We start from the raw sequence: 25834 nt of genomic DNA on the forward strand, positions 1-25834 counted from the left end.
ACCTTCCGGGGATTGTTTTGGTATCGCTGCGGCCAGGTCCGTCGGCAGGGTGTAGAGACGGACTAGCAGATGAGTTGGAGCGGGCGGGCGAAAGCCGGAGATGTCCTCAGACAAGGTGAAAAACGCATTGCTCGGCTCAGTGAGCAGCTGCGGCGCTGGGGCAAACAGACGCAGGATAAATCGCATTGGGCAGCAGAGCGCCTGCTCGACCGCCGGCTGTGCATTGGCATTACCGGCCTCAGTGGAGCCGGCAAGTCTACGCTGCTGGCCAGCCTTATCTACCAGTTGAGTCACCCTGACAGGGCCCAACTGCCGGGTTTTGCGCCGGCGTTGAACGGCGATTTGCTGGGGGCTGAAATCAAACCGGCACTGGCTTCGGGCCTGCCGATGTTCAATTACCGCGACTGTCTCAATGCCCTGCTGGCGGATCCCCCCCAATGGCCCAGTGGCACTTGCGCGGTCTCGGCGGTGGAGTTACATATCTACCTGCGCCAGCGCCGCCGGTTGGGTCGCGACGGCCGCAAAACCCTGGTCCTCGAATTACGTGACTATCCCGGCGAGTGGCTGATGGATCTACCGCTGCTCGGCATGGGCTACAGTGACTGGTGTCACCACCAGTCGCATATTGTCGGTGCCGGTGCCCGGCTGGACCTGGCCCCGCAACTGGTCGCCCGACTGTCCGCTCTGTCGCCGGATAGTGTGGCGGATCCAGGTTATCTCGATCAGCTGTGGCAGGATTATCGCCAGTTTCTGCTCGACTGCCGCAGCCAGCGCAAGTTGAGCTATCTGCAACCCGGGCGCGCATTGCTGGATACTGAACCCTACGGTGTGCTGCCACTGCTCGATTTGCGCGGGATGGGTCAAGTTGACCTGGACGCCCTGCCCGCGGACTCCACCTATGGCTATCTGGCGGATCGTTACCAAAATTACGTCCGCGAGCAGGTGGCGCCATTTGTCGAAAGCCATTTTCGCCATCTGGACCGGCAACTGGTGCTGGTCGATATGATCGGCACTCTCTACGCGGGCGAAGAGGCCCTGGACGATATGCGTGCGGCGTTTGGCCATATCGCCGATACTTTTCGCTACGGTAGTGGCGGACTACTGCGCAAACTCTGGCGACCCAGAATCGACCGGCTTGTGTTTGCCGCGACAAAAGTGGATCAGGTGCTGGCGGCCGACCACGATGCCCTTCGCCAGCTGTTGGGGCAGCAGTTGCAACTGGCTTTCGCGGACGCGCGGTACCGGGGACTGCCTCTTTTCTGTGAGGCCATAGCGGCGGTACGCTGCTCTCGAGAAAGCCAGAGAAACGGCCGGCGAATGCTGGTAGGGCACGACCTGCAGGGGCGCTATCTGGGGTTTGAAAATGCGGAAATCTTTTCCCAGCTGCCCGCAGAGGGTGAGGGTTGGGGGCATTACGCCGATGCGGCGCCGCCCCAACTGCGGCCCCCAGTTGGTATGGCATCCGGGGGAACCATTCCCCACATCCGCATTGATTCTCTGCTGAACCTGATTTTGGGAGATAAAGTCTGATGAACGGCAAGCACCGGCGTCACCAGACCCGGGTCCAGCCCCTGGACGAGCCCGAGCCCACCGCGCCTACGAGGGATGCCACCCGTGTGGAGCCGCTGGAGGAGGAGGGACAGGCACTACCGGGTTCTATCACCACCGGTGAATCCCTGCCCGGGCGGATTTCCTATTCGGAACTACGGCTGCCATTTTTTCGCTTGCGCCTGTGGAAACCGGCGTTGTGGGCCGCCCTGGGTCTCGCCGCTGGCGCTGTGGCCTGGGAGTTGCGTCAACTGTTTGTGTGGGCTGCCGATCGGCACTGGCTCCTGGGCGCTCTGGCCGGCGTAACAATTGCTCTACTTGGCGCGACCATAGTGAGTGCAATATGGGAGTACTTTCGCGCAGGTTGGCCGCTGCGAAAGCTGCGGCACACACAGGAGATGGCTGCGGAGCTGCGCGATTGTCGCAGTGGCGATCTGGTGGCACCCTTTCGCCACCAGTTGCAACTGCACTTTTCCGGTAAGCCTCAGGGGGCCCTGCTGGGCCGTGTGCTGCAGGAGACGCCGGATTATTACGACAGTGCGGAACTGCTGCAACATCTGGAAGTGGCCTTTGTAGAAGCCCTGGACCAGGAGGCGTTGCGCCGAATTGTGCACCATGCCACCACCACGGGCGCCTTGGTCGGACTCAGCCCCTTCGCCACCCTGGACATACTGGTGGCACTGCGGCAGTCGTTTCGACTTATCGATGACGTGGGGCAGATTTACGGTGTGCGGCCCTCTGTGGTAGTGCGCTGGCGCCTGTTTAAAAAAGTGCTTGCGCTGGTGGCCTACAGCGGAGTCAGTGAATATGCGGTGAGCGAACTGTGGCCGGAACTGGTGGGTGACAGCGTATTGAATACGGTTTCTGCACGCCTGGGACAGGGAATGGGTGCCAGTTTGTTTATGGCGCGGATAGGGCTGGCTTCAATGCACAGTTGCCGGCCGATTCCATTTGCAGACAAACGCAGTCCCCGCTTGGGGACACTGACAAAGCGCATCGCCAGCAGCCTAAAGGAACGCCTGCTGGGACAGTCCGGGCCGGCAGATGGTTTGTTCACCGGGGGCCTGGGGCGGGGAGCGGAGCACTCCAGCCAGGCGCGCGAGGAAAAGTAGCGGTAAGCTGCCGCGGCCGCTGGAAGCCCAGTGGCCCCTGCAGTTGCGCGCCCAGGGGTAATGCCTGGTGCGTTTAGCCAGTGGGGTGGGGTCGCAATAACTGCGGGGGCGGTATAGCTATTGCCCGAGGCGGTGTTACTGGAACTGTTTGCGCAGCAGTATCTGCGTGTGGTGTTGGTCCACCAGCTTTGCAAGGGTGTCGAAGCGGCTCTTGATGACCGGCTTGGGGTTGTTGTTGCCGGAGTCATCTGTATATTCCACGCCCTCGCGCACATGCTGCAGCTCTTTGGCCAGGGCTTCCATGGCCGCGAAAATCTCGCGTGTCAGAGTTGCGCTGTAAAATACACTGCTGTTGTGGGTGTCGAGCAGATAGTCGTTGCATTCGGACAACCACGAAGAACGCTTCTCGAGAAAATCGATGGTGTTGCGGATACCACCCGTAAACTCGGGTTGAAAGTTATCGTTTACGTACTTGCCGAGGCTGCGCATGCCGTTATCGACGAACTGCTCCGTTAGGCTTTCGCAGTATTTTGGGGTCAGGTACGACGGGTGAGTTTTTGCGTTGGCGACACTGCTCGCCAGCAGCAGGCATAGCAGAGGCAGCAGTCGCTGAAAGGTTGTTGTGTTGGAGGTGTTCATTGCTCTCAGCCTTATAGTTATTTCCGTATGGCTTCCTGTGACGGTCGTCACATGAATATAAGAAGCTGTCGTGGATGTCAATGGATAGTCGGTCATTATTGTCAATTTTGTGCCAATTGCTTGTCTGCCAGATGCCAACAAACAAGTGTGGCTTCCGAGGTTGGAGCGACTGTCCTCTAGCAGGTTGTTGAAAAAGTCCTCCCTAGCTTTCCTCAACCCGGGCCTGCGGCGCATGTCCGCAAACCCTCCACGACAAATCAAGCAGTTACATGCTTGATTTGCGGCTCGAACATCCCTGTTTGGGACAGCAGGCTGTTGAAATACACTTTTTCAACAGCCCGTTAGGGCGGTGATTTGCTTTGCCGTCCCTGTGTCGTAACTGGCCGGGGTGGAAAGGGCGGCTAGCTGGGACCAAGTGTCAGCTGGAGGGATTTTCTGATAACTGCGGTACGGATGGTACTGCTACCGGCTGCAAGCCGGTGTGACTTGTTGAATGGCCGGTGACTGGCAGGCTGCTGGAAAGCCTTTTTGAGCAGCAAAGGCTGGACAGGCGTTAAAGTATTGTTTGTGTCCGGGATTGATAGTGGATGCTAGGGAGTTTGTCTTGAGCGAATTTGATTTTGATGTGTTTGTCATTGGTGCCGGGTCCGGCGGAGTGCGCGCCGCGCGCATGGCGGCTGCGGCGGGCATGCGGGTTGCGGTGGCGGAGGATCGCTACATGGGGGGTACCTGCGTGAACGTGGGCTGTGTGCCGAAAAAACTTTTTGTGTACGCCAGCGGTTACAGTGAGTCCTTTGCGGATGCCCGCGCCTACGGATGGCAATCGGAACGGCCGGATTTTCACTGGCAGACTCTGCGCGATAACAACGCCAGGGAAATAGCGCGGCTAAATGGGATATACCGCGACCTGCTGGCTGGTTCGGGGGTACAGGTGATTGATGGACGGGCCTCTATCGAAGGGCCGCATCAGGTGACGGTCCACGAAATGCGCTATTCCGCCGAGCGTATTCTGGTGGCGACGGGTGGGTGGCCTTTCGTTCCGGAATTTCCCGGGCGTGAACATGTGATTACTTCCAATGAGGTATTCTCATTAGCCGAATTTCCACGGCGGGTACTTGTGGTTGGGGGGGGCTATATAGCGGTTGAATTTGCCGGTATCTTCGCCGGCCTGGGTGCGGAAACACACCTTTCCTATCGCCGGGATCTGTTTTTGCGCGGCTTTGATTACGATATACGCAGCTTCGTAAGAGACGAAGTGGCAAAGAAGGGCGTTCAGTTACATTTCAATAGTGAGATCAGATCCATTGAAAAACAGCCGGATGGCAGCTTGCTGGTAGCAATGAAGTCGGAGGGGCCCCTGAAAGTGGATGCCGTTTTGTACGCAACCGGGCGCAGGCCGAATACCGTCGGCCTGGGTCTGGAGGCACTGGGGGTGGCTACCCGAGCGGACGGGAGCATTTCGGTGGACGACAGTTTCCGCACCAGTGTGCCATCAATCTACGCCCTGGGGGATGTTAGCGGTGGGCCACAGTTAACGCCAGTGGCCCTGGCTGAAGCCATGGCTCTGGTCAAGCACTGGCAGAGCGGGCGCGCTGCCGAAATGGATTACAACTATATTCCCACGGCGGTTTTCTGTCAGCCCAACATCGGCACTGTTGGACTCACGGAAGAGGAGGCCCGCGACGAGGGGATTCCAGTGCACGTATACAAGTCAGAATTCAAGCCGATGCGCCACTCAGTGAGCGGGCGGGACGAGAGAACGCTGATGAAGATGATTGTTGACTCCCGTAACGACAAAGTCCTGGGCGTTCACATGGTGGGGCCGGAAGCGGGTGAAATTATCCAGGGTATGGCAGTTGCGCTAAAAGCCGGGGCGACCAAGGAGACTTTTGATAGGACCATCGGTATTCACCCGACTGCTGCTGAGGAATTTGTGACCATGCGTACGCCATCTCGAGATTAACCCGGGAAGCCAATTAATGGCCTCCCAAACATTGGTTTGTCACTCTTGAAAATCTGCGCATTTCCGCGGATTAAATTGCTTTTCGGAGGCTTGTGCCAGCCTTTGCCCGGCGCTGACATATCCCTGCGCCGCATTAACCCGATGACTTATTGAGTCGCCGGGTTAATGGCGGTTTGTCGGCAAAGCCTTGCGGGGATTTTCCAGCCGGGGTTTACGACCTGTGTCCGCAAATCCTCTATCCAAACAGTTGCAAGCTGGTTTCGCGGTTCGAAGTGTCTGGGGGCATCGGGCTGCTGGCAAGGTTCTTTTCAGCGGTTTGATGGCAGCGAATTTTCGGACCGCCAAATAATTTAGGCGATGCAGACGCACCGCCTTCCGCTTTCCTAAGATAACGTTGATCCGGCAGGAGATAACTGCCGCGTAGACGGCTGACCAGCCGTCAAGTTTCCTCACTTGAGCTGAGAGCCTGATGGCGGAGCGTCTTGCGGCGCTCACCGCGCTCTTTCAGGCAGCGCTCGGCAGAGGCAAAGGCACCGCTGACCGCCCGATGGATGGATTCGCTTTCGCTGGTGATGGTCACAGGCTTGCCGCTTAAGGCTAACTCTACAGAGGCCTTGAACTGTTTGCCTTTGTGCTTGTGCTGATGGGGTGCTTCGAGAACCACACGGCTTCGTATGATGTCGCCACAATAACGTTCCAGTTTATGCAACTTTTTAGATATCGTGTTGGCCAGGGCGGCGGATTTATCGATATCGCGGAACACAATGTTATCGTAAGGCGTTGATTTCATGGGCAAATACCTCCGGTTATAAGGAACCTCGCAGGCCGCTGATGCGGTTTGCTAAATGAAGGTAGGGCGCCCTTAGGGGTCGCGGTTACACTTGAATTGCCGTAACGCCGGTGTCGCAACTAAATCTTGCTGATTTAACAGCCTGGGGTGTTTTACGCCCGGGTCGGAAATTCACTGTTTCCAGCGATTATCCCTGCTATCCATAATGCACTCACGCGCAAAAAAATCAAGCACCCTGATCGCAAAATTTTATCAAAAATGCGCCGCTGGCCATTCCAGTGGCTTTGCACGCTATAGGGCTCAGGGGACAGAAGCTGTATAGAAAACCGGCGCCCGGCAGTCCGGTAGCCGATAGAGGGATGGCTTATTTCTATAGCGGAGATTGCCCCTCGCAGAGCGGCTGCGTAGAATCACGCTGTGCGTGACCAGACGACGGAGAGGAGTACCCAACTCCTCAAGTTAAGGCGGCTGTAGCGCAATTCTCCCAACAGACACATTAAATCGAGAAACGGGTTCTTTCCTATGGCGGTATTGAGGCATTGCTCACTTGTGATGACGGGTTTGATGATGTTGGCGGCTGGCCCCATCACGGCCCAGGAACAGGCGTCCCTGGAGGCGGAGAAGAACCGGCTGGCTCGTATGGGGCAGACACTGGAAAACCGCATGGTTGAGGTGGAGGAGATCGAAAACGAATTGATTTCCTATGACTACAAGCTGGAACAGGCACAGCAGGCTGTTAGCGCGGTGCAGCTAAATTTTGAACAAAGTACCCGGGACTTGCAGAAGGCTGAACGGGATCACCAGTTACAGAACAGTTCTGATTCCGAACGCCAACTGCGCAAAGCCCAACACAGCTTTGCCATGGCCGAGCGCGGTGTGGACAGTCGCAACCGCCGCCTGAAGATCATCCAGTCCAATTACCAGCAGTTGCAGGATCGACTCAGCGCTACCCAGGAGGCCGTCACCAACGACCGGGCGCGCATGGTGGCCCAGGAGCGGAAAGTCGAGCGGTTGACCAATGAAATGCTGGCCCGGGCTGAAGCGGCGAAGGGGCGCAAAGAGATTGATAACCGATCTGCCCTAACGCAGGAATTGAAGATACCCGCGCCAGTGGTCGTTGCGGATCCGGCCCCTGCGCCTGCCCCCGAGCATGAACGGACAGTCGACGGGGAGATGCTCACCTATGTCCGGGGCGAGAAAGACCGCCTGCAAAAAGTATTGGAGGGAGAGGGTGAGGGGGACCAAAGCTTCCCGAACTTAACACTAAAACTTATTGGAGGAACCTCCATCCCATTTGAATTTCTGGGACACAACCAGTATCGCCTGGTGGCACCGGTAGAGGCCGGCCGGCAAACCTATAAAGTCCGCAAGTGGAAGTTCCGCCGCACCATACCCGCCGATGACGCGGGTGAGCCTTACGTGTTTATCTTCGACGCGCGCAGGCCGTCGCGTCCGCGCCTGGTGATGTACCCTGAGTATGTTCTGTCCAAGCTGGATTAGCGGGCAGATTTTTTTATTAACCGCATCGATGATCCGTCCGCGGCAAATCAGGCAGTTATACGCTTGACTTGCCGCCAGAACACCCCTGTTCGGAGCATCAGCCTGCTGGGCAGGCATAGGCGGTGTATTGCCGATTGCGATTGTGGCGCCGGCCTTTCCAGGCGGGCGATCAGACCAATGGTGAAAGATCCGTCTGGTCGCCAGGTTGTTCGCTGGTGCACAGGGGCAGCTCTATCAGTGGCAGATACTGACTGCCGCCCGGCGCCATCAGGCTTTCATAGAGCACCAGGTTGCCAATATTCACGGAAAAATCCACCGCCTGGGCTTTCATTGCCGCGAACCCCCTGGGGCTGCGCGCCAGGGTGATGTGGGGGCGGAAAACCGCACTTTCCGGCTTTAACCCGATATCCATCATTAGCTGCCGACAGCGCCGGTGCAAACGGTCGAGATCGGGATTGCCCAGCAGTTCTGCCACCAGTAACCGCGATTTGTGCTGTGGGAATGGATGCAAGGCTGCGATCCTGCCAGTGCAGCGCTGTGACTCCGATGCAATTACCTGCATCCGCTGTTCGATTGCGGCGACAAGATCGGCGGAAGTCTCCCCCAAAAAAGCCAGTGTCAGATGGCGGTTGGTGTGACTGGTCCAGCGAATGGGGCTGCTGCGCCCGGCGCCGAGCGCGCGTTTCGCATGACTAACCAGTCCATCCAGGAACCGCTGGGTATCACTGTCCGGGCGCACACCAATGAACAGTCGCTGGTCTCCCGGTGCGATGGTTTTTTTTCTGCTGGCCATAAAAGTTTACTTTCGCAGTTGAAAAATAATCCCGCGACCCTATCTAGATAAACGAGGAGGCAGGCTCATCCGGAGCTGCACCCTCAGCCCGGCTCGGTCTTCACGACGAGCGAACTTCAATATTGCTCTGAATAGAGGATATGACAATGCGTAACTTAGATTTTTCACCACTATACCGTTCCGCCATAGGTTTTGACCGCATGGCCCGACTGCTCGACGCAATGACAACCGGCGAGCAAAACCAGCCGACTTACCCGCCCTACAATATCGAATTGACTGGAGACGACAATTATCGCATCTCTATGGCAGTGGCGGGGTTTGAACAGTCCGAACTGGATATTCAGGTGGAGCAGAACCGACTCACCGTGAGCGGCAGAAAACCGGAAGAGAATGATCAGCGGAATTTTCTGCATCGGGGTATCGCCGCACGTAACTTCGAACGCCGTTTCCAGCTCGCCGACCATGTGCAGGTGACCGGTGCCGAATTGGAAAATGGCCTGCTGCATATTGACCTGGTGCGCGAGATTCCGGAGGTCATGAAGCCGCGCAAAGTGAATATCTCCTCCTCCGACAACTTGCTTCAGCAAAAGCGCAAAGCGTCCTCAGCCAGTGCTTCCGCTGCCTGACGGAGTGCCTTCCTGTCCACAGTGCCGCCTTGGGGCGGCACTGATTTGATCTGCGCTCCGAAGATACCTGTTTGGTAAAGCCGGTTGTCGGCTAAGTATTATTCAACAGCCTGCCAGCTGTTTTCGCACCTGGCTACAGGGGTCAGGTGTTTACGCGAAATAACTTGGCGCGCACTGTGGTGCGGTAGTCGCTGGGTGTCGTCGCCAGAAATTTCTTAAACAGGGCGGTGAAGTGCCCCATATCCTGATAACCTACTTTCTCCGCAATTTCATTCACCGAAAGATTGCTGGACTGCAATAGTTCCCGGGCCATATCCACGCGCACATGCTGCAGGTACTGCAGAGGAGTCTGCCCCGTCGCCAGTTTGAAGCGGCGATTGAACGAGCGCACACTCATATCAAAGCGACTGGCGACCTCACTGAGTCGGACCTCTTCACTGCAGTGTTCCCGCAGCCACGTCTGGGTCTGTACTATTTCTTCGTCGGGGTGCAGGCGCACTGAGCCCTCCGAGTAGGCAATTTCCTCGAAGGGACGCCGGATCTCATGGGAAAAATTGCGCTCCACATGGCTCGCCACTGCCGGCCCGTAAAGCTGCCGGATCAAATAGACGGTGACATCCGCCAGGGCGTTGACACTGGCAGCACAGAAAATCTTATCCGCCTGGGTGATGAAATACTGCCGTTTGAGTTTGATCTGCGGGTAGTCCCGCGCGAATCGCTCAAAATAGTGCCAGTGGGTGGTGGCCGGTTTGTTGTCCAGCAGGCCTGCCTCTGCGAGGAAGCATACCCCCGTACCCACGGCCGAAATGGCTGCGCCGGCCTCCGCCTGGCGTTGCAACCATTCGAGTAATGCTCCACTGCGCCGCAGCGCCGGGCGCGGATTGCGCCAGAGGGCGGGCAGGTAGATGATGTCGCTGTCGGGGGCATCGGCGAGGCTCAGGTCCGGAGCCAGCAAAAATCCTGATCGTGTGGCCACCGGAGCGCCATCCAGACTGGCAGTGACAATACGCAGAGGTTCGGTCATTCCCTCGGCGCGGGCGCGACTCTCGGCGCCCCGGAGCATTTCCAGCGGCAGCATGGTGCCGGTGGTAAGCATCTGGTCGATCAGAAGAAAAGTGACGGTTCGCATTACAACTCGAAGCTTTTGGCCAGATAATCAATTTTGCTGGCCAGTATGACCATAACTCGGCCGATTCGCCACCCCCTAAACTGGACTTCCGTGAAATTTGGTTCATATTTTGTCAGCATTTTTTGCTGGAGGTCAGGATGCAGCGCCTTCCCGTTATCACCGCGTTTGGTGGTTTCAACCCCGCCGGACGAAGCTCCTTTCATCACGGTTACAGGCGCTTGGTGCTGGACAGGCTGAACGGCGCGGAGCGCAAGCGGACCCTGACCAGCCTGGCGGCGATGATGGGCATGGGCACCGCCGCGGACGGTGACAAGCCGCTGACTGCGGAAGAGGAGCAGCGGGTACTCAACCACACTCTGGTGCGGGAGCTGGAACAGCGGTTTTACGATTACCACAGGTGCCATTATCACCAGCCGGCGGAGCTGAACAGCACGGAGGGGTTTACCTTCGAAATGAGTGTGCGTCAGTTGCCGGAGCCGCTGCCGGCGGACTGGCGGCTGGAGCCCGCCGGCGAGGGCCGGGTGCGTGTGCACAGCCGGAGCCTGTCGGTCATGCTGGACAGCTATCGTGAGATACCGGTGGCGGCAGCGGGCCAGTTGCCGACGGGGTTTGAACCGGCAGAGTATTACAATTCCCGCTTTCACCCCCGGGGTCTGCAACTGGCAATCCTCGGTGCGTCGGATGCGGTGCAGTCTCTGGGAGTCGACTGGCAGGCGGTGGCAGAGGCGGCCGGGCCGGAGCAGATTTCCGTCTATGCGAGCTCTGCGATGAGCCAGTTGGACCCCTACGGTAATGGGGGCCTGCTGCAGTCCCGCCTGCGCGGCGGCCGGGTCAGTTCCAAACAGCTGGCGCTCGGGCTCACCAGTATGCCGGCGGACTTCGTCAACGCCTATGTGCTGGGCAGCGTGGGAACCACCGGTGCGGTAGCGGGGGCCTGTGCCACCTATCTCTACAACCTGCGTGCCGCGGTAGAGGACATCCGCAGTGGGCGGGCCAGGGTTGCGGTAGTGGGAGCGGCCGAGGCGCCACTGGTTCCCGAGGTTGTTGATGGCTATGCGACCATGGGGGCGCTGGCCAATCTGGACGGATTGCGCAAACTTTTTCCGGGAGAAATTGATTTCCGTCGGGCCAGCCGGCCCTTCGGAGAAAACTGCGGTTTCACCCTGGGTGAGGGCAGTCAGTGGGCCATCCTTATGGATGATGCCCTGGCGCTGGAGCTGGGCGCCACTATTCACGGTGCGGTGGCGAATGTTTTTGTCAATGCCGATGGCACCAAGAAATCCATTTCCGCCCCGGGGCCTGGTAACTATCTCACGGTGGCGCGGGCGATGGCGGAGACCCGTGCAATCGTCGGTGAAGAGAGTTTGCGCCGGCGCAGCTTCATCCAGGCGCACGGTTCTAGCACACCGCAAAACCGCGTTACTGAGTCGGCGATTTTCGATCGCCTGGCGGGTGATTTCGGTATTCAGCACTGGCCTGTATGCGCGGTGAAGGCGTATCTGGGGCACACCGTAGCCGCCGCCAGTGGCGATCAGTTAATCACCAGCCTGGGTATTTTTGACCGCGGTATTCTGCCCGGGGTCACCACCATTGACCGTATCGCCGAGGATGTGCGCCACGACAATCTGGAGATTTCACTGGAGCATTCAGAACGGGATATCAATACGCTGGATGTGGCGTTTCTGAATTCCAAGGGATTTGGTGGCAACAACGCCACCGCCAGTGTACTGGCCCCCCATTTGGTGCACAAAATGGTGGAGCGTCGTCACGGCAGTGAGGCGATGCGCAAATACCGGTCGCGCAACGAGCCGGTTGCAGAGCGGTCGCAGGCTTATGATCTCAGAGCCAGCAGTGGTGATATGAGCGCCATCTACCGGTTTGGAGAGGGCCTGGTGGATGAGGACGCCATCAAAACGTCCACCAGCCAGGTCACTTTGCCGGGCTACCCGCCCGTCAATCTGCCGACAGACAATCCGTTTGCAGACATGGCGTAAGGGGTTGGCCGGCCCTTGGCGTTTATCTTAGACTGTAGCCCCCACCGACGCGGGCACGAAAATGGGAAACGTGGAATCGGTGATTCGCTCACCGGATGGCAAAGGAACTGACGACGTCGGCAGCCGCTTGAAATCAGTGCGTAAAATGCACGGTCTGTCGCAGCGGGAGCTGGCCAAGCGCGCAGGAGTGACCAACGCAACAATCTCACTGATTGAGCAGGGACGAGTCAGTCCCTCGATCGGTTCTCTGAAAAAAGTGCTGGGAGGCATACCCATGTCTCTGGCGGAATTTTTCACACTTCAACTTGATCACAACGCGCAGGTTTTTTTTCGCGCGACGGAGATGCCCGACTTAAGCACGGGTCCGAATCAGTATCGCCTCCTCGGTGCGGACAAACGCCGGCGCCAGATGTCCATCTTCTATGAGATTTACCCTCCCGGTGGTGACACGGGACCGGAACTCCTAAGACACGATGGAGAGGAGGGCGGTATCATTGTTTCCGGGCGGCTGGAGGTGACAGTTGGCGGTGAGTGCGCGGTGCTTGGTTTGGGGGATGGTTATTATTTCAACAGTCGCCTTCCACACCGGTTCCGCAATCCCGGTGACCTCGATTGTGTCCTGGTGACAGCCAACTCACCCGCCAGCGTATAATCCGCACCGTCGCTAGGGTTCCCGCCCGGGAGGTCGGTTTGCGGCCGATACCGCGTTGACCGGCGATTGGAATCACCGAGCCATTCCCGCCCATTCGGGCCGATCCGGGTATCAATCAGCCAAATAGCGGTCTTCACCATTGGTGGCGCCACCCAATTTGTAACGATTGGTATTCAAACAGACGTTTGAATCTGTCTATACTAGGGCTGGCTGACTGCCGGGAACGCAAACGTCATCATCTCAGGGAGGGGGTATCACGGCAGTCACTCACAAACCCCGACCCCGGGCCACTTCGGGCCCCGTTAAAAAGAGGTCAACCAATGTTATTCAATGGCAAGGCGCTCAATGCGCAAATGCTCGACAACGGCATCGTCGAACTCCGGTTCGATTTGGAAGGCGAGTCCGTCAACAAATTTAGCCGGCTCACAGTCGCGGAGTTTTCCGAGGCCCTGGATGTTATCGAGTCCGCGGACGGCGTCAAAGGCGTGCTGCTGACAAGCGGCAAGTCGGTATTTATCGTCGGTGCCGATATCACCGAATTCGGCGGCGCTTTTTCCGCAGGGCCTGAAGGTATTGCGGAGTTGATGAACAAGAACAATGCCAACATCAACCGTTTGGAAGACCTGCCGGTCCCTACGGTTGCGGCCATCAACGGCTACGCCCTGGGTGGAGGCTTTGAAGTTTGTCTTGGGTGCGACTACCGGGTAATGGGCGACCAGGCCAAGGTCGGCTTGCCGGAAGTGAAGCTGGGCCTGATCCCGGGCTGGGGCGGCACAGTGCGCCTGCCACGCCTGGTGGGTGTGGATGTCGCCGCAGAGTGGATCGCCGCGGGCAAGGAGCAGAAGCCGGAGGCCGCGCTGGCGGCGCACGCGGTCGATGCGGTGGTGCCCAACGAGCAGCTGCAAGAGGCGGCAGTGAAACTGTTGAGCCGGGCAATCGATGGCGAACTGGACTATCGGGCCGTCCGCGCTGTCAAGAAATCACCTATCCCCCTCAACGACACCGAAGCCCTGATGGCTTTTTTCACCACCAAAACCTTCGTGGGTGGCCAGGCCGGCCGCAATTATCCATCGCCAGTAAAGGCGGTGGAGTCCATGGAGCAGGGTTACAAGCTCAACCGTGAGGAAGCGCTGGGTATAGAGCAGCAGAAATTTATCGAGTGTGCGCAGACGGGTACCGCCAAGTCACTGGTGGGGCTGTTTCTCAACGATCAGGCGGTCGGCAAGGTGGCGAAGAGCTGGGAGAAGAAGGCCGACAAGGTGGTCGAGCGCACTGCCGTCCTCGGGGCGGGGATCATGGGCGGTGGTATCGCCTACCAGTCGGCGTACAAGGGCACGCCGATCAAGATGAAGGACATCGACCAGAAAGGCATTGATCTGGGCCTTGAGGAGGCCAACAAACTATTGTCCAAGCTGGTGGACAGAGGCCGGCTGACGCCGCTGAAAATGGGTGAAGTGTTGAATCGCATTGAGCCGACCCTGAGCTATGACGGCTTTGACGATGTCGACGTGGTGGTCGAAGCGGTAGTTGAGAATCCAAAAGTGAAGCACGCGGTGCTGAGCGAGGTTGAGGGCAAGATCAGTGAGGACACGGTGATCGCCTCCAATACCTCCACCATATCGATCGACCACCTGGCGCAGGCGTTGAAGCGCCCACAGAACTTCCTCGGCATGCACTTTTTCAACCCGGTCCATAAGATGCCGCTGGTAGAGGTGATCCGCGGCGAGCAGACATCCGACAGCGCCATTGCCCGTGTCGTGGCCTATGCGAAGAAGATGGGCAAGAAAGCCATCGTGGTTGGAGACTGCCCGGGATTTTTGGTTAACCGGGTGCTGTTTCCCTATTTTGCCGGTTTCGCCATGCTGGTGCGGGACGGCGCCGACTTTCAACAGATTGACAAGGTCATGGAGCGTTGGGGGTGGCCAATGGGCCCCGCCTATCTGATGGACGTGGTGGGTATCGATACCGGCGTGCACGCGGAAAAAGTCATGGCGGAGGGTTTTCCGGAGCGTATGGGCAAGACCTTTACCGCCGCTTCCGATGTGATGTACGAAGCCGGTCGCTATGGTCAGAAGAACCGCAAGGGATTTTACAACTATGAGGACGACAAGAAAGGACGCCCGAAAAAGGTGGTTACCGAAGAGTCCTACGATCTACTCAAGGGTCACGTTGCGGAGCGCCGCGAATTTGACCCGGAAGAAATTATCGCGCGCATGATGGTCCCGATGGCCACCGAGTTGGCCCGCTGCCTGGAGGAGGGGATCGTGGGTTCTCCGGCCGAGGCGGACATGGCTCTGATCTATGGCATCGGTTTTCCACCCTTCCGCGGCGGTATTTTTGCCTGGCTGGATAGTATCGGCCTGGATGAATTTTTGCGCATGGCGGACAAGTATGCGGAGTTGGGTGAGCTTTACCGACCCACTGAACGCATGCGGGAAATGGCCGCTAGCGGAAAAACCTACTACGGCAACAAGTAAGGAGATTCACAATGAGTTTAAATCCGAGAGATGCCGTAATCGTAGACTATGCGCGTACGGCCATGGGGCGCTCCAAAAACGGTGTCTACCGGCATGTCAGAGCCGACGACATGTCCGCGGAACTGCTGCAGAAGTTTTTGCAGCGCAACGACAAACTGGACCCGGCCGAGATAGACGATCTCATTTGGGGCTGTGTCATGCAGCGGGACGAGCAGGGGTTTAACGTTGCGCGTTTTATTCTGCTGCGCGCCGGTCTGCCCCACACCATCCCGGCACAGACGGTAAACCGTTTGTGTGGCTCTTCCATGTCCGCGCTGCACACCGCCAGCGCCAACATTCGCGCTGGTATAGGCGATATTTATGTGGTCGGTGGTGTTGAACACATGGGGCATCTGAACATGATGGAGCATGTCAGTCCGAATCCGATGCTGGGTCGCTATATGGCGAAAGCCGCCGGCTCCATGGGTATGACCGCTGAGTATCTGGCTATGATGCACGATGTCCAGCGTGAGCAGATGGACGAGTTTGGGGCCCGTTCTCACCAGCGGGCTGCCGCGGCCACCAGAGAGGGCAAATTCAACCGCGAGATTATCGCTATCGAAGGCCACGACGAGAATGGCGTGCCGTTTCTGGTGGAGACGGATCAAACCATCCGCCCGGACACCACCGTAGAGGGGCTGGCGCAACTCAAGCCGGCGTTCGACCCCAAGCACGGACGGGTGACAGCGGGCACTTCCTCACAGATCACTGACGGTGCCTCGATCATGCTGGTAATGTCTGCCGAGCGTGCCCAGTCGCTCGGCATAACGCCGATCGCAAGGGTGCGGGAAATGACCCTGGCGGGGGTGGATCCGTCAATCATGGGTTATGGCCCGGTGCCCTCGACCCAAAAAGCACTGCAGAGTGCAGGGCTGGGCATGGGGGATATCGACAAGGTGGAACTGAACGAGGCTTTTGCGGCCCAGGCACTGCCGGTGTTGAAGGACCTCGGCCTGCTCGACCAGATGGACGAAAAGGTGAATCTCTACGGCGGTGCCATCGCCCTGGGGCACCCCTTCGGCTGTTCCGGCGTGCGCATAACCGGCACACTGCTGTCAGTCATGCAAAATGAGGGCGGTGACCTGGGTGTTTCCACCATGTGCATTGGTTTGGGACAGGGAATCACTACTGTCGTCGAGCGAGTGTGACTGGATCTCAGTTTGTGAGTTGGCGGCTGCCATCGGCGCATCCGCCAGATCCCAGCCTGTGGACGGAGACTCGTCCGGCTATTCCTTGAAGCCCCTTGGCGCCTGTGGCACAATCTGCTGCCCCCGGCGCCGGAGTAGTATATTTATGCGATAAAGTGCATAGATATCAATGAGTTAGCGTTTGGGAGCGTCTTGGGGACGTGGTGGAATTGGTAGACACGCCAGATTTAGGTTCTGGTGCCGCAAGGTGTGGGAGTTCAAGTCTCCCCGTCCCCACCAACAATTGAATGGAGTGCCTGTGCCGTCGCCGCTTGAACAGAGCGGGGTGCGGGCTATTTTCATTTGGTCCGGGCGGTTCAATAGCCGCCCCAGGGGCCGAACTGAATTCCGCGGATCGACACGGCTGATGCGGTGGCGTGCCGGCCATGGCGGAGCCTAAAGCGCAATAGCGTTAAGAAAGAGAGAGTCTCACGAGGAATAAAATGCAGGTTTCCATCGAAACAACTTCTGGCCTGGAGCGCCGTTTGACGGTCAATTTACCGGCGGAAGTCGTCGATAAAGAAGTGGACAAGCGTCTGCAACAGGCCGCGAAGAATGTGCGTGTAAACGGCTTCCGCAAGGGCAAGGTGCCGTTGAAAGTGGTGCGCCAGCGGTTTGGCAGTGGAGTGCGTGAGGAAGTGCTGGGCGAAGTCATGAGCCGCTCATTTTACGAAGCGGTACAAAAGGAGCAGGTAAAGCCTGCCGGCTCGCCAAGCATCGAAGCAAAGCAAACCGCACCCGGCGAAAATCTGGAATATGTGGCGACTTTCGAAGTGTATCCGGAGGTGGAGCTGGCGGATCTCACCGAGGTGAGAGTGGAGCGACCGGTGGCGGAAGTGAGTGATAAGGATGTCGAGAACATGATCGAGGTGTTGCGTCAGCAACAGGCCACCTGGAAAGATACCAAACGCAAGGCACAAAAGGGCGATCGGGTGACCATCGATTTTGTGGGCCGCAAAGACGGTGAGGAATTTTCCGGCGGCAGCGCTGAGGGGCAGCAACTGGTGCTGGGTTCCGGGCAGATGGTACCCGGTTTCGAAGACGGTATCGTGGGCATGAAGCCCGGCGATGAGAAGGATGTCGATGTCGTCTTCCCGGAAGACTATCAGAGTGAGGAGCTGCGCGGTGCTGAAGCGACCTTTACGATAAAGGTCACCGGGTCAGAAAAGCCTGAGTTGCCGGAATTGAGCGAAGAGTTCATTCGGGGCTACGGCGTTGAAGAGGGCGGCGAAGACAAGTTCCGCGAAGAAGTCCGCAGCAATATGGAACGCGAGCTGAAGAACGCGGCTTCCAACAAAATCAAGACACAGGTAATGGATCAGCTGTGCGACAAGCACCAGGTAGAGGTGCCTGCGGCACTGATTGCCGGTGAGGTGGAGACCCTGCGCGGCCAGATGGTTCAGCAGTTCGGTGGCCAGATCAAAGCCGAAGATGCTAAAGGGATGCTGCCGGACACCATGTTCGAGGAGCAGGCCAAACGCCGCGTGGTGCTGGGGCTGGTGGTCGGAGAGATCATCAAGCAAAACGATATTGCCGTGGATGCGGATAGGGTCAAAGCGAAAGTCGAAGAGTTGGCGTCGACCTATCAGGAGCCGCAGGAAGTGGTTGAGTATTACTACAATAACCGCGAGCTCTTGTCCGGTGTTGAATCCGTCGTACTGGAGGATCAGGTCGTCGATTTTGTGCTTGACACTGCGAAAGTCGAGGACGTGAACAGCAGTTACGATGAGGTAATCAAGCCCCAGCAGCGGGCTTGAGGGCCGCTCACAGGGCGGCAGCAATCTCGCGGCCGCCAATCACTTTTCCCGCCCCCGGAGCCGACTGGCTTTCTCGGCTGTGACCAGTTAAGCTGAGAAAACCGGGCTTTCAGTCATCTACACCAAAACTCTATGGTGCTGCTGAAACGACTCGCCAAATACGCCAAAAAGGAAGCTAAGGTATCTATGGCACGTTTTGATTACCCCCGTTCTTCTCTAGACATTTCAGCTACCGGTCTGGTGCCCATGGTGGTGGAGCAAACGGCCCGAGGTGAGCGTTCGTTTGATATATATTCCCGCCTGCTCAAAGAGAGGGTGATCTTTCTCGTCGGGCCGGTGGAAGACCATATGGCTAACCTTGTGGTGGCGCAATTGTTGTTTCTGGAGGCGGAAAATCCAGATAAGGATATCCATCTTTACATCAATTCCCCCGGCGGTTCGGTTACTGCAGGGATGTCGATTTACGACACCATGCAGTTCGTTAAACCGGACGTCAGCACCATGTGTATTGGGCAGGCCTGTAGCATGGGGGCTTTTCTATTGGCAGCGGGTAGTGCGGGTAAGAGATTTGCTACCCCCAATTCCCGCGTCATGATCCACCAGCCCAGCGGTGGTGCCCAGGGGCAGGCGACAGATATTCATATCCATGCGCAGGAGATTCTCAAACTGCGCCATCGCCTCAATGAGCTGATGGCCCACCACACGGGTCGAAATGTGGAGGAAATCGAGCGGGATACCGAGCGCGATCACTTTTTGAGCGCAGAGGAAGCCAAAGAGTATGGCCTAGTGGATGACGTATTGTCACAGCGGCAGGCGGGTTGAGCCCTGTGTGTCTGGCTGGTCGGCTGACCTGCACTGGCGGACGGCAGCCTGCCCCTGCAGGCAGGGGTGACCCCTCTTCCCGGTGGCTCGCCGCGATTCGGGGTGGTTAATATGACCGGGACCAGGGGCTGCGCGGCCAGATTACCGGTTTCTGCGGTATGCGGACTGCAAGGGCTTGAAAAAGCTGCTGAAAGGCAGCATCTTGCGATATAAGAAATGACCTCAGCGGGATAGCGGCTGGGTTGAGACCACGGAGTAACTGAATGACCGACCAGAGTAGCGGAAAAGACAATGGCAAACTGCTGTACTGCTCTTTCTGTGGCAAGAGCCAGCAGGAAGTTCGCAAGCTTATAGCGGGCCCATCTGTCTTTATCTGTGACGAATGCGTCGAGCTTTGCACCGACATTATCCGCGAAGAAGTGCAGGAGCAGGCGGATGGTGGAGAGGGTCGTCTGCCAATGCCCCGGGAGATTACCGCAATTCTGGACCAGTATGTGATCGGTCAGGAGCGCGCCAAGCGTGTTCTGGCGGTGGCGGTTTACAACCATTACAAACGTCTGCGCAGCAAAACTGACGTCAAGGGCAGAGAGCGGGAAGATGTAGAGCTGAGCAAGTCCAATATTTTGTTGGTCGGCCCCACAGGCAGTGGAAAAACCCTGTTGGCTGAGACCCTGGCGCGCCTTTTAAATGTGCCTTTCACCATTGCCGATGCCACAACCCTTACCGAGGCTGGTTATGTCGGTGAGGACGTGGAGAATATTATTCAGAAACTGCTGCAGAAATGTGACTATGATGTCGAAAAGGCGCAGCAGGGCATTGTTTATATCGACGAGATCGACAAAATTTCCCGCAAGTCTGATAACCCCTCTATCACCCGCGACGTTTCCGGCGAGGGCGTGCAGCAGGCGCTGCTCAAGCTGATTGAGGGCACTGTGGCCTCTGTGCCCCCCCAGGGAGGGCGCAAGCACCCGCAGCAGGAGTTTCTGCAGGTCGATACATCCAATATCCTGTTTATCTGTGGTGGAGCTTTCGCCGGCCTGGACAAGGTGATCCGCGACCGATCGGAAAAGGGTGGTATCGGTTTCAGCGCCGAGGTCAAGTCCAAGGATGACAGCGGCAGCTTTGGCGAGGTTCTGCGGGACCTGGAGCCGGAAGACCTGGTTCGCTATGGGTTGATCCCGGAGTTTGTGGGCCGACTCCCCGTAACTGCCACTCTCGAAGAGCTGGATCGCGAGGCGCTGGTGCGAATCCTCACCGAGCCGCGCAATGCCCTGACCAAGCAGTACATGAAGCTGTTTGAGATGGAGGGGGTCGAACTCGATTTCCGCCCGGACGCGCTGGACGCGGTTGCGCACAAGTCCATGGAGCGGAAGACGGGTGCCCGGGGGCTTCGCTCCATCATGGAATCGGTATTGCTCGAGACTATGTACGACATCCCCTCAACCGACAATGTTGCCAAAGTCGTTATCGATGAGGCGGTCATAAAAGGGGAATCCGCGCCGCTGCTCGTCTATGAGAGCAATGACAAGCCGCAAAAAGCGGCGCCGGAAGAGTAAGCTGGGCCCAGCTTCCGGCGCTTCTCCTGTGCCTGCAAGAGCGCGGATACCCGTGCACTCCTGATGGCCGTTAGGGTCATAAAAGTAACACCTGACAAATTTTCGCCCGGCAGCGGTTTCCCGGGCGACCTCCCCAATGTGGTACCCCGGGGTCGACTTTGGTCAAATTCCGGGTCGGTACCGCCGGACGGAGAGGTTAGACTTGTATTTCACGGGCGCACCCCTATCTATAGGTGGTGGAAAGCAATCAGCCTGTGGCTGAAGTGCGCAAAAACCGCGCAGAATCCCGCGATAATACTTATCCCCCTGTTTTTGGGCCGAGAGGAGTTCTATGGATCAGCCATCCGCCCCCAAGTTTGAATATCCGCTGCTACCGCTGCGCGATGTCGTTGTTTACCCGCATATGGTGATCCCCCTGTTCGTTGGTAGGGAAAAGTCTATCGATGCGCTGGAGGAGGCGATGCGCAACGACAAGCAGGTGCTGCTTGTGGCGCAGCGTCAGGCATCGGAGGATGATCCGAGTGCCGAAGACATATATCGGGTTGGCACAGTTGCCAGTGTGCTGCAGCTGCTAAAGCTTCCCGACGGCACTGTCAAAGTGCTGGTAGAGGGCAGTCGACGGGTGCATATCCTCGAAGTGATGGAAGGTGACGGGCACTACCGCGCCACTGTAGAGTCCATGGAAACCGAGGACATTCCGGAAGCCGAGGCGGAAGCGCTGGTTCGTTCGGCCATGACGCAGTTCGAGCAATACGTCTCGGCGAGCAAAAAGGTGCCCAACGAGGTCATCACCTCTCTGTCCGGAATAGACGAACCGGGACGGCTCGCGGACACTATCGCTGCGCACATGTCGCTGGACCTGCAGCAAAAGCAGGAGTTATTGGAGACGGCCAGCGTGAAGCAGCGTCTCGAGCATCTGCTCGGGCTGATGGATTCGGAAATTGATCTGATCCAGGTCGAAAAACGAATCCGCGGGCGTGTGAAAAAGCAGATGGAGAAAAGCCAGCGCGAATATTATTTGAATGAGCAGATGAAAGCCATTCAGAAGGAACTCGGTGAAATTACCGAGGAGCCAAATGAAATCGAAGAGCTGGAAAAGAAAATTACCGATTCCGGTATGTCTTCCGAAGCGGAAAAGAAAACTCGCACCGAACTGGGCAAGCTGAAGATGATGTCACCAATGTCCGCAGAGGCATCGGTGTTGCGCAGTTACATCGACTGGATGCTGAACGTCCCGTGGAAAAAGGCCAGCCGGGTACGTCACGACTTGAAAAAAGCCGAGGAAATTCTCAACAAGGACCACTATGGTTTGGAGGAGGTGAAGGAAAGAATCCTCGAATACCTGGCGGTGCAGAAAAGGGTTAAGAGGGTCAAGGGACCGATCTTATGCCTGGTGGGACCTCCTGGTGTCGGCAAGACCTCGCTCGGCCAGTCTATCGCCCGCGCCACTAACCGAAAGTATGTACGTATGGCCCTGGGAGGCGTGCGCGATGAGGCGGAAATTCGGGGGCACAGGCGCACCTATATCGGTTCTCTGCCTGGCAAGCTGATCCAGAAAATTTCCAAGGCTGGAGTAAAAAACCCCCTGTTCCTGTTGGATGAAGTGGACAAAATGGGTATGGACCACAGGGGCGACCCCGCATCCGCATTGTTGGAGGTACTGGACCCCGAGCAGAACAAATCGTTTAACGATCATTACCTGGAAGTGGACTATGACCTGTCCGACGTAATGTTCGTGTGCACTTCCAACTCCATGAATATACCCGGCCCTCTGCTGGACCGCATGGAAGTGATACGCATACCCGGTTACACCGAGGATGAGAAGCGCAATATTGCCCAGCGGTATCTGGTGCCCAAGCAGCGCAAGGCGAACGGTCTGAAAGACGATGAACTGGTTTTGTCGGACGATACAGTGCGTGACATAGTGCGTTACTACACCCGCGAGGCAGGTGTCCGCGGGCTGGACCGGGAGATCGCCAAAATCTGCCGCAAGGTAGTGACAGAGCATGTGCGCAACGCCACCGGATCCAAGGCGGTGGTGCAGCCGGACCAGTTGGAGTCCCTGCTCGGGGTGCGGAAGTTCGACTATGGCCGGGCCGAGGAGGAAAATAAAATCGGCCAGGTTACCGGTTTGGCCTGGACGGAGGTTGGCGGCGAGCTGCTGACTATTGAGGCATCTGCGGTACAGGGTAAAGGGCGTGTCATTAAAACCGGCTCTTTGGGAGACGTAATGCAGGAGTCGATCCAGGCCGCCCTCACTGTAGTGCGCACCCGGGCTCAATCTCTGGGCGTGGCACCGGACTTTACTGACACCAAAGACATTCATATTCATGTGCCAGAGGGCGCCACACCCAAAGATGGCCCCTCGGCGGGGATTGCCATGTGTACAGCCCTGGCATCGGTACTCACCGGCATTCCGGTGCGTGCCGATGTGGCCATGACCGGGGAAATTACTCTGCGGGGCGAAGTCCTGCGCATTGGCGGGCTAAAGGAGAAGCTTCTCGCAGCGCATCGGGGCGGTATAAAAACTGTGCTGATCCCCGCAGACAACGAGCGTGACTTAAAGGATATTCCGGATAATATTCAACAGGATTTGGTGATCAAACCGGTAACCTGGATTGATCAGGTACTGGGTCTGGCCCTGGAGCACAAGCCCCGTTCGCTGTCGGATGAAGAGTACCTGGCGCTGCAGAAGAAGGCGGAGGAGCGTTCTCAGTCGCTCCAACACCATTGACATTGCGGCGTCGCCCGGGGCGTTGGTGCAACTTAGGTTAAAAAGTAGCCTTTCAGGCATTTGTGGCCGGTTAGACCGAGCTAAACTGCCCGGAACCCCGCATGGTTCCTTGACCGGTTATCGGGCAGTTGGTATAAAGCGGGGCTTATTGGCCTGCACATAAGCCGCCGGCAATTGTAGCCATGAATACAGAGGCGCACAGAGGGGGCGTCTGTTAAATACCTTAAAAGATGATACAGAGGGATTAAGCGTGAATAAGTCCGAACTGATTGAAGCGATTGCCGCGTCAGCAGATATTCCTAAGGCTGCGGCCGGCCGTGCCCTGGAGGCAATGACGGATAGCATCACTGATGCGCTCAAAAAGGGTGATCAGGTGGCTCTGGTGGGTTTCGGCACCTTCGTAGTCAAAGAGCGTGCGGCCCGTACCGGTCGCAATCCACGCACCGGCGATCCTATCGAAATCGCGGCGGCAAAAATCCCGAGTTTTAAGGCCGGAAAGGCGCTGAAAGACGCGGTAAACTAAGAAGCCTCGATTTCGAAACAATCAAAGCTTCAAAGAGGCGTATCTCTCGGATGCGCCTTTTTTATATCTGGTAGGCAAAAGTAACAGCTAAATTCGGAGCTCAGCATGCTTCAGTCCATGCGTGACAACCTGAAAGGCACTGCCGCGATCATAGTAGCCGGTTTTTTCGGTTTTATTATGGTAATCGGCGGTATTGATTTCTTCACCGGTGCAAGTGGCGGATACGCCGACAAGGTGGCTGAAGTCAACGACGAGAAAATAAGTAATCTGGATCTGCAGCGCGCGATTCAAAATCGCCGCAATTTGATCATGAGTCAGTATGGAGAAAATGTACCGGCGGATTTGCTCAGTGACGAGCAGTTGCGCGATCCGGTGTTACAGCAATTGATCAGCAGTGCGGTAATGCGCCAGGCTGCGCAGAAGAGTGGCATGGTGATGAGTGCGGCGGCGGTCGATCAGGAAACCGTGCTGATTCCCGCTTTTCAAATCAACGGCAGGTTCGATCCACAAACCTTCCGCGACGCTCTGCGCCGGATGGGATACAGCCCGGCCAGTTTTCGCCAGATTATCGAACGGGATATAGTGCTGCAACAGTATGCGGACAGTATTGCGGACAGTGCTTTTGCCACACGCCGGGATGCGGAGCAGGTGGTAACCATATCCATGGAAGAGCGTGACTTTGATTACGCAATTCTGCCGGTACAGCCACTTGTGGACCAGGCTTCGGTAACCGAGGAAGAGGTCGAACGGTACTACCAGGATAACCAAGCTCAGTTTCAGCGCCCCGAGCAGGTAGCAATCGAATATATAGAGTTAAAGCCGGAGCTGTTTGCCAGCGGTATAGATGTATCTCCCGAGGACGTGCGGGCACAGTACGAGCAGGAAGTAGCAAATCTCCAGACCCAGGTTCGCCGTCGGGCAGCGCACATTTTGTTGGAAGACGCCGCTCAGGATAAAGTCGATGAGGTTCAGGCGAGGCTGGATGCCGGTGAGGATTTCGCAGAACTGGCGAAAGAGTTGTCCGATGACCTGGGTTCGAGTGAAGAGGGGGGCGACCTCGGCTTCACCTCTGGAGATGTGTTTCCGCAGAACTTTGAAGAGGCACTGGCCAAACTGGAAGTTGGGCAGGTGTCAGGTCCAGTGGTCACCGACAGCGGCACCCACTTTATCAAATTGCTTGAAGTAGAGGATGCGGAGATTCCCAGTTTCGAGGAACGACAAGGGGCAATTGCGGAGCAGCTTCGCAATGCGGCCGCCGAGCGGGAATTCGTGGCTACCCTGGGACGCCTCACAGACCTGGCATACAATGCGGAAACCCTGGCCGGACCGGCAGAGGAACTTGGTGTGCCGCTGCAGACCAGCGAGCTTTTCGCGCGAGAGGGCGGTAGCGGAATAGTGGCCAATGAGCAGGTGGTGGCCGCGGCCTTCTCTCCGGAAGTGATGGAGGATGGCAATACCTCAGACGTGTTGAATCTCACCGAGAACCACGCAGTTGTACTGCGAGTGACGCAGCACCAGCCAGCGGGTGTGTTTCCCCTGCCGGAGGTTCGCACCCAAATCACGGATCGGCTCAAGCGGGACAAGGCCAGTGCGCAATTGGCCGAACGTGCCAAGGTCCTGGAGCAGGAAGTCGCGGCGGGAACCGATTTTGCGGAACTGGCCAAAGACAACGAACTGACGCTGGAAACCAGTGACAAAACCCGGCGTGGTGGCTTTGGCCAGCGCGGCGAGATTATCACCAAGGCATTTGCATTGCCGGCACCGTCGGATGGTGATTTGACCACCGTGTTTGCCACTGACGGTGGCGATCAGGTGCTGCTGCGACTACGCAAGGTCCGCCCGGGAGATTTTGCCAGTCAGAGTGTTGAGCAGCGCCGCGCGCTGCTGCAGCAACTGGGTTCCCTGTCCGGCAATGCGGAGTTGGTGGCGGTGCGGAAGCACCTGGCCGATGAAGCCGATATAGAGATTTTTGAGGCCAACTAGCGGGTCTTGC

19 protein-coding genes and 1 tRNA gene are annotated in these 25834 nt (G+C 57.4%); 16 read left to right on the top strand and 4 right to left on the bottom strand.

The features are described 5' to 3' along the window. Window positions 1-69: 69 nt before the first annotated feature. The gene (locus ABVT36_RS04945; protein ID WP_368455544.1) at window positions 70-1530 is read left to right on the top strand and encodes a YcjX family protein; all 1461 of its coding nucleotides are present in this window, start codon (window positions 70-72) and stop codon (window positions 1528-1530) included. Then, window positions 1530-2660, top strand: a complete 1131-nt coding sequence (locus tag ABVT36_RS04950) for a TIGR01620 family protein (protein WP_368455545.1) — start codon at window positions 1530-1532, stop codon at window positions 2658-2660. Before ABVT36_RS04945 ends, ABVT36_RS04950 begins: the two co-directional genes overlap by 1 nt. A gap of 135 nt (window positions 2661-2795) precedes the next feature. Here ABVT36_RS04950 and ABVT36_RS04955 read toward each other — a convergent pair whose 3' ends face one another. Beyond that, the gene (locus ABVT36_RS04955) at window positions 2796-3299 is read right to left on the bottom strand and encodes a hypothetical protein (protein WP_367148794.1); all 504 of its coding nucleotides are present in this window, start codon (window positions 3297-3299) and stop codon (window positions 2796-2798) included. 604 nt (window positions 3300-3903) lie between these two features. Here ABVT36_RS04955 and gorA point away from each other — a divergent pair. Beyond that, complete coding sequence (gorA, locus tag ABVT36_RS04960; RefSeq protein ID WP_368455546.1) at window positions 3904-5262, top strand: glutathione-disulfide reductase; 1359 nt, start codon at window positions 3904-3906, stop codon at window positions 5260-5262. Between the two features lie 439 nt (window positions 5263-5701). On the opposite strand, the gene ABVT36_RS04965 is transcribed toward gorA, so the two are convergent. Further along, on the bottom strand, window positions 5702-6052 hold the full coding sequence (locus ABVT36_RS04965; RefSeq protein ID WP_368455547.1) for an HPF/RaiA family ribosome-associated protein: 351 nt from the start codon (window positions 6050-6052) through the stop codon (window positions 5702-5704). A 549-nt stretch (window positions 6053-6601) separates the two neighbouring features. On the opposite strand from ABVT36_RS04965, the gene ABVT36_RS04970 reads away from it, so the two are divergent. Continuing rightward, window positions 6602-7552, top strand: a complete 951-nt coding sequence (locus ABVT36_RS04970; protein ID WP_368455548.1) for a hypothetical protein — start codon at window positions 6602-6604, stop codon at window positions 7550-7552. 169 nt (window positions 7553-7721) lie between these two features. Here the strand turns inward: ABVT36_RS04970 and thpR are convergent, their stop codons facing one another. Further along, complete coding sequence (gene thpR / locus ABVT36_RS04975; RefSeq protein ID WP_368455549.1) at window positions 7722-8345, bottom strand: RNA 2',3'-cyclic phosphodiesterase; 624 nt, start codon at window positions 8343-8345, stop codon at window positions 7722-7724. 146 nt (window positions 8346-8491) lie between these two features. On the opposite strand from thpR, the gene ABVT36_RS04980 reads away from it, so the two are divergent. Further along, the gene (locus ABVT36_RS04980) at window positions 8492-8971 is read left to right on the top strand and encodes an Hsp20 family protein (protein ID WP_368455550.1); all 480 of its coding nucleotides are present in this window, start codon (window positions 8492-8494) and stop codon (window positions 8969-8971) included. 142 nt (window positions 8972-9113) lie between these two features. Here ABVT36_RS04980 and ABVT36_RS04985 read toward each other — a convergent pair whose 3' ends face one another. Further along, window positions 9114-10100, bottom strand: coding sequence for a GlxA family transcriptional regulator (locus ABVT36_RS04985; protein ID WP_368455551.1), 987 nt, complete (start codon window positions 10098-10100; stop codon window positions 9114-9116). A 137-nt stretch (window positions 10101-10237) separates the two neighbouring features. Between ABVT36_RS04985 and ABVT36_RS04990 the strand changes: the two genes are divergently transcribed. The 11 genes from ABVT36_RS04990 (at window position 10238) to ABVT36_RS05040 (ending at window position 25824) form a co-directional block, all read left to right on the top strand. After that, the gene (locus ABVT36_RS04990) at window positions 10238-12094 is read left to right on the top strand and encodes a beta-ketoacyl synthase (protein WP_368455552.1); all 1857 of its coding nucleotides are present in this window, start codon (window positions 10238-10240) and stop codon (window positions 12092-12094) included. Between the two features lie 61 nt (window positions 12095-12155). Then, a complete protein-coding gene (locus tag ABVT36_RS04995; RefSeq protein WP_368455553.1) occupies window positions 12156-12746 on the top strand; it encodes a cupin domain-containing protein in 591 nt (196 codons plus the stop codon). Window positions 12747-13066: 320 nt separating this feature from the next. Further along, a complete protein-coding gene (gene fadB, locus ABVT36_RS05000; RefSeq protein WP_368455554.1) occupies window positions 13067-15223 on the top strand; it encodes a fatty acid oxidation complex subunit alpha FadB in 2157 nt (718 codons plus the stop codon). 11 nt (window positions 15224-15234) lie between these two features. Further along, window positions 15235-16410, top strand: coding sequence for an acetyl-CoA C-acyltransferase FadA (fadA, locus tag ABVT36_RS05005; RefSeq protein WP_368455555.1), 1176 nt, complete (start codon window positions 15235-15237; stop codon window positions 16408-16410). 194 nt (window positions 16411-16604) lie between these two features. Then, window positions 16605-16689, top strand: a tRNA-Leu gene (locus ABVT36_RS05010). A gap of 203 nt (window positions 16690-16892) precedes the next feature. Further along, window positions 16893-18206, top strand: a complete 1314-nt coding sequence (gene tig, locus ABVT36_RS05015) for a trigger factor (RefSeq protein ID WP_368455556.1) — start codon at window positions 16893-16895, stop codon at window positions 18204-18206. Window positions 18207-18392: 186 nt separating this feature from the next. Then, complete coding sequence (clpP, locus tag ABVT36_RS05020; protein ID WP_367148847.1) at window positions 18393-19028, top strand: ATP-dependent Clp endopeptidase proteolytic subunit ClpP; 636 nt, start codon at window positions 18393-18395, stop codon at window positions 19026-19028. 263 nt (window positions 19029-19291) lie between these two features. Further along, a complete protein-coding gene (clpX, locus tag ABVT36_RS05025) occupies window positions 19292-20584 on the top strand; it encodes an ATP-dependent Clp protease ATP-binding subunit ClpX (protein WP_367148782.1) in 1293 nt (430 codons plus the stop codon). A 331-nt stretch (window positions 20585-20915) separates the two neighbouring features. Then, window positions 20916-23318: an endopeptidase La gene (gene lon / locus ABVT36_RS05030; protein WP_368455557.1), complete on the top strand. Its 2403-nt coding sequence runs from the start codon at window positions 20916-20918 to the stop codon at window positions 23316-23318. 250 nt (window positions 23319-23568) lie between these two features. After that, entirely contained in the window at window positions 23569-23841 is a 273-nt protein-coding gene (locus ABVT36_RS05035) for an HU family DNA-binding protein (RefSeq protein WP_367148780.1), read from the top strand. A gap of 105 nt (window positions 23842-23946) precedes the next feature. Further along, window positions 23947-25824, top strand: coding sequence for a SurA N-terminal domain-containing protein (locus tag ABVT36_RS05040; RefSeq protein ID WP_368455558.1), 1878 nt, complete (start codon window positions 23947-23949; stop codon window positions 25822-25824). Window positions 25825-25834: the final 10 nt, after the last annotated feature.

The sequence above is a fragment of the Microbulbifer sp. TYP-18 genome, from assembly GCF_040932045.1.
Taxonomy (GTDB): domain Bacteria; phylum Pseudomonadota; class Gammaproteobacteria; order Pseudomonadales; family Cellvibrionaceae; genus Microbulbifer.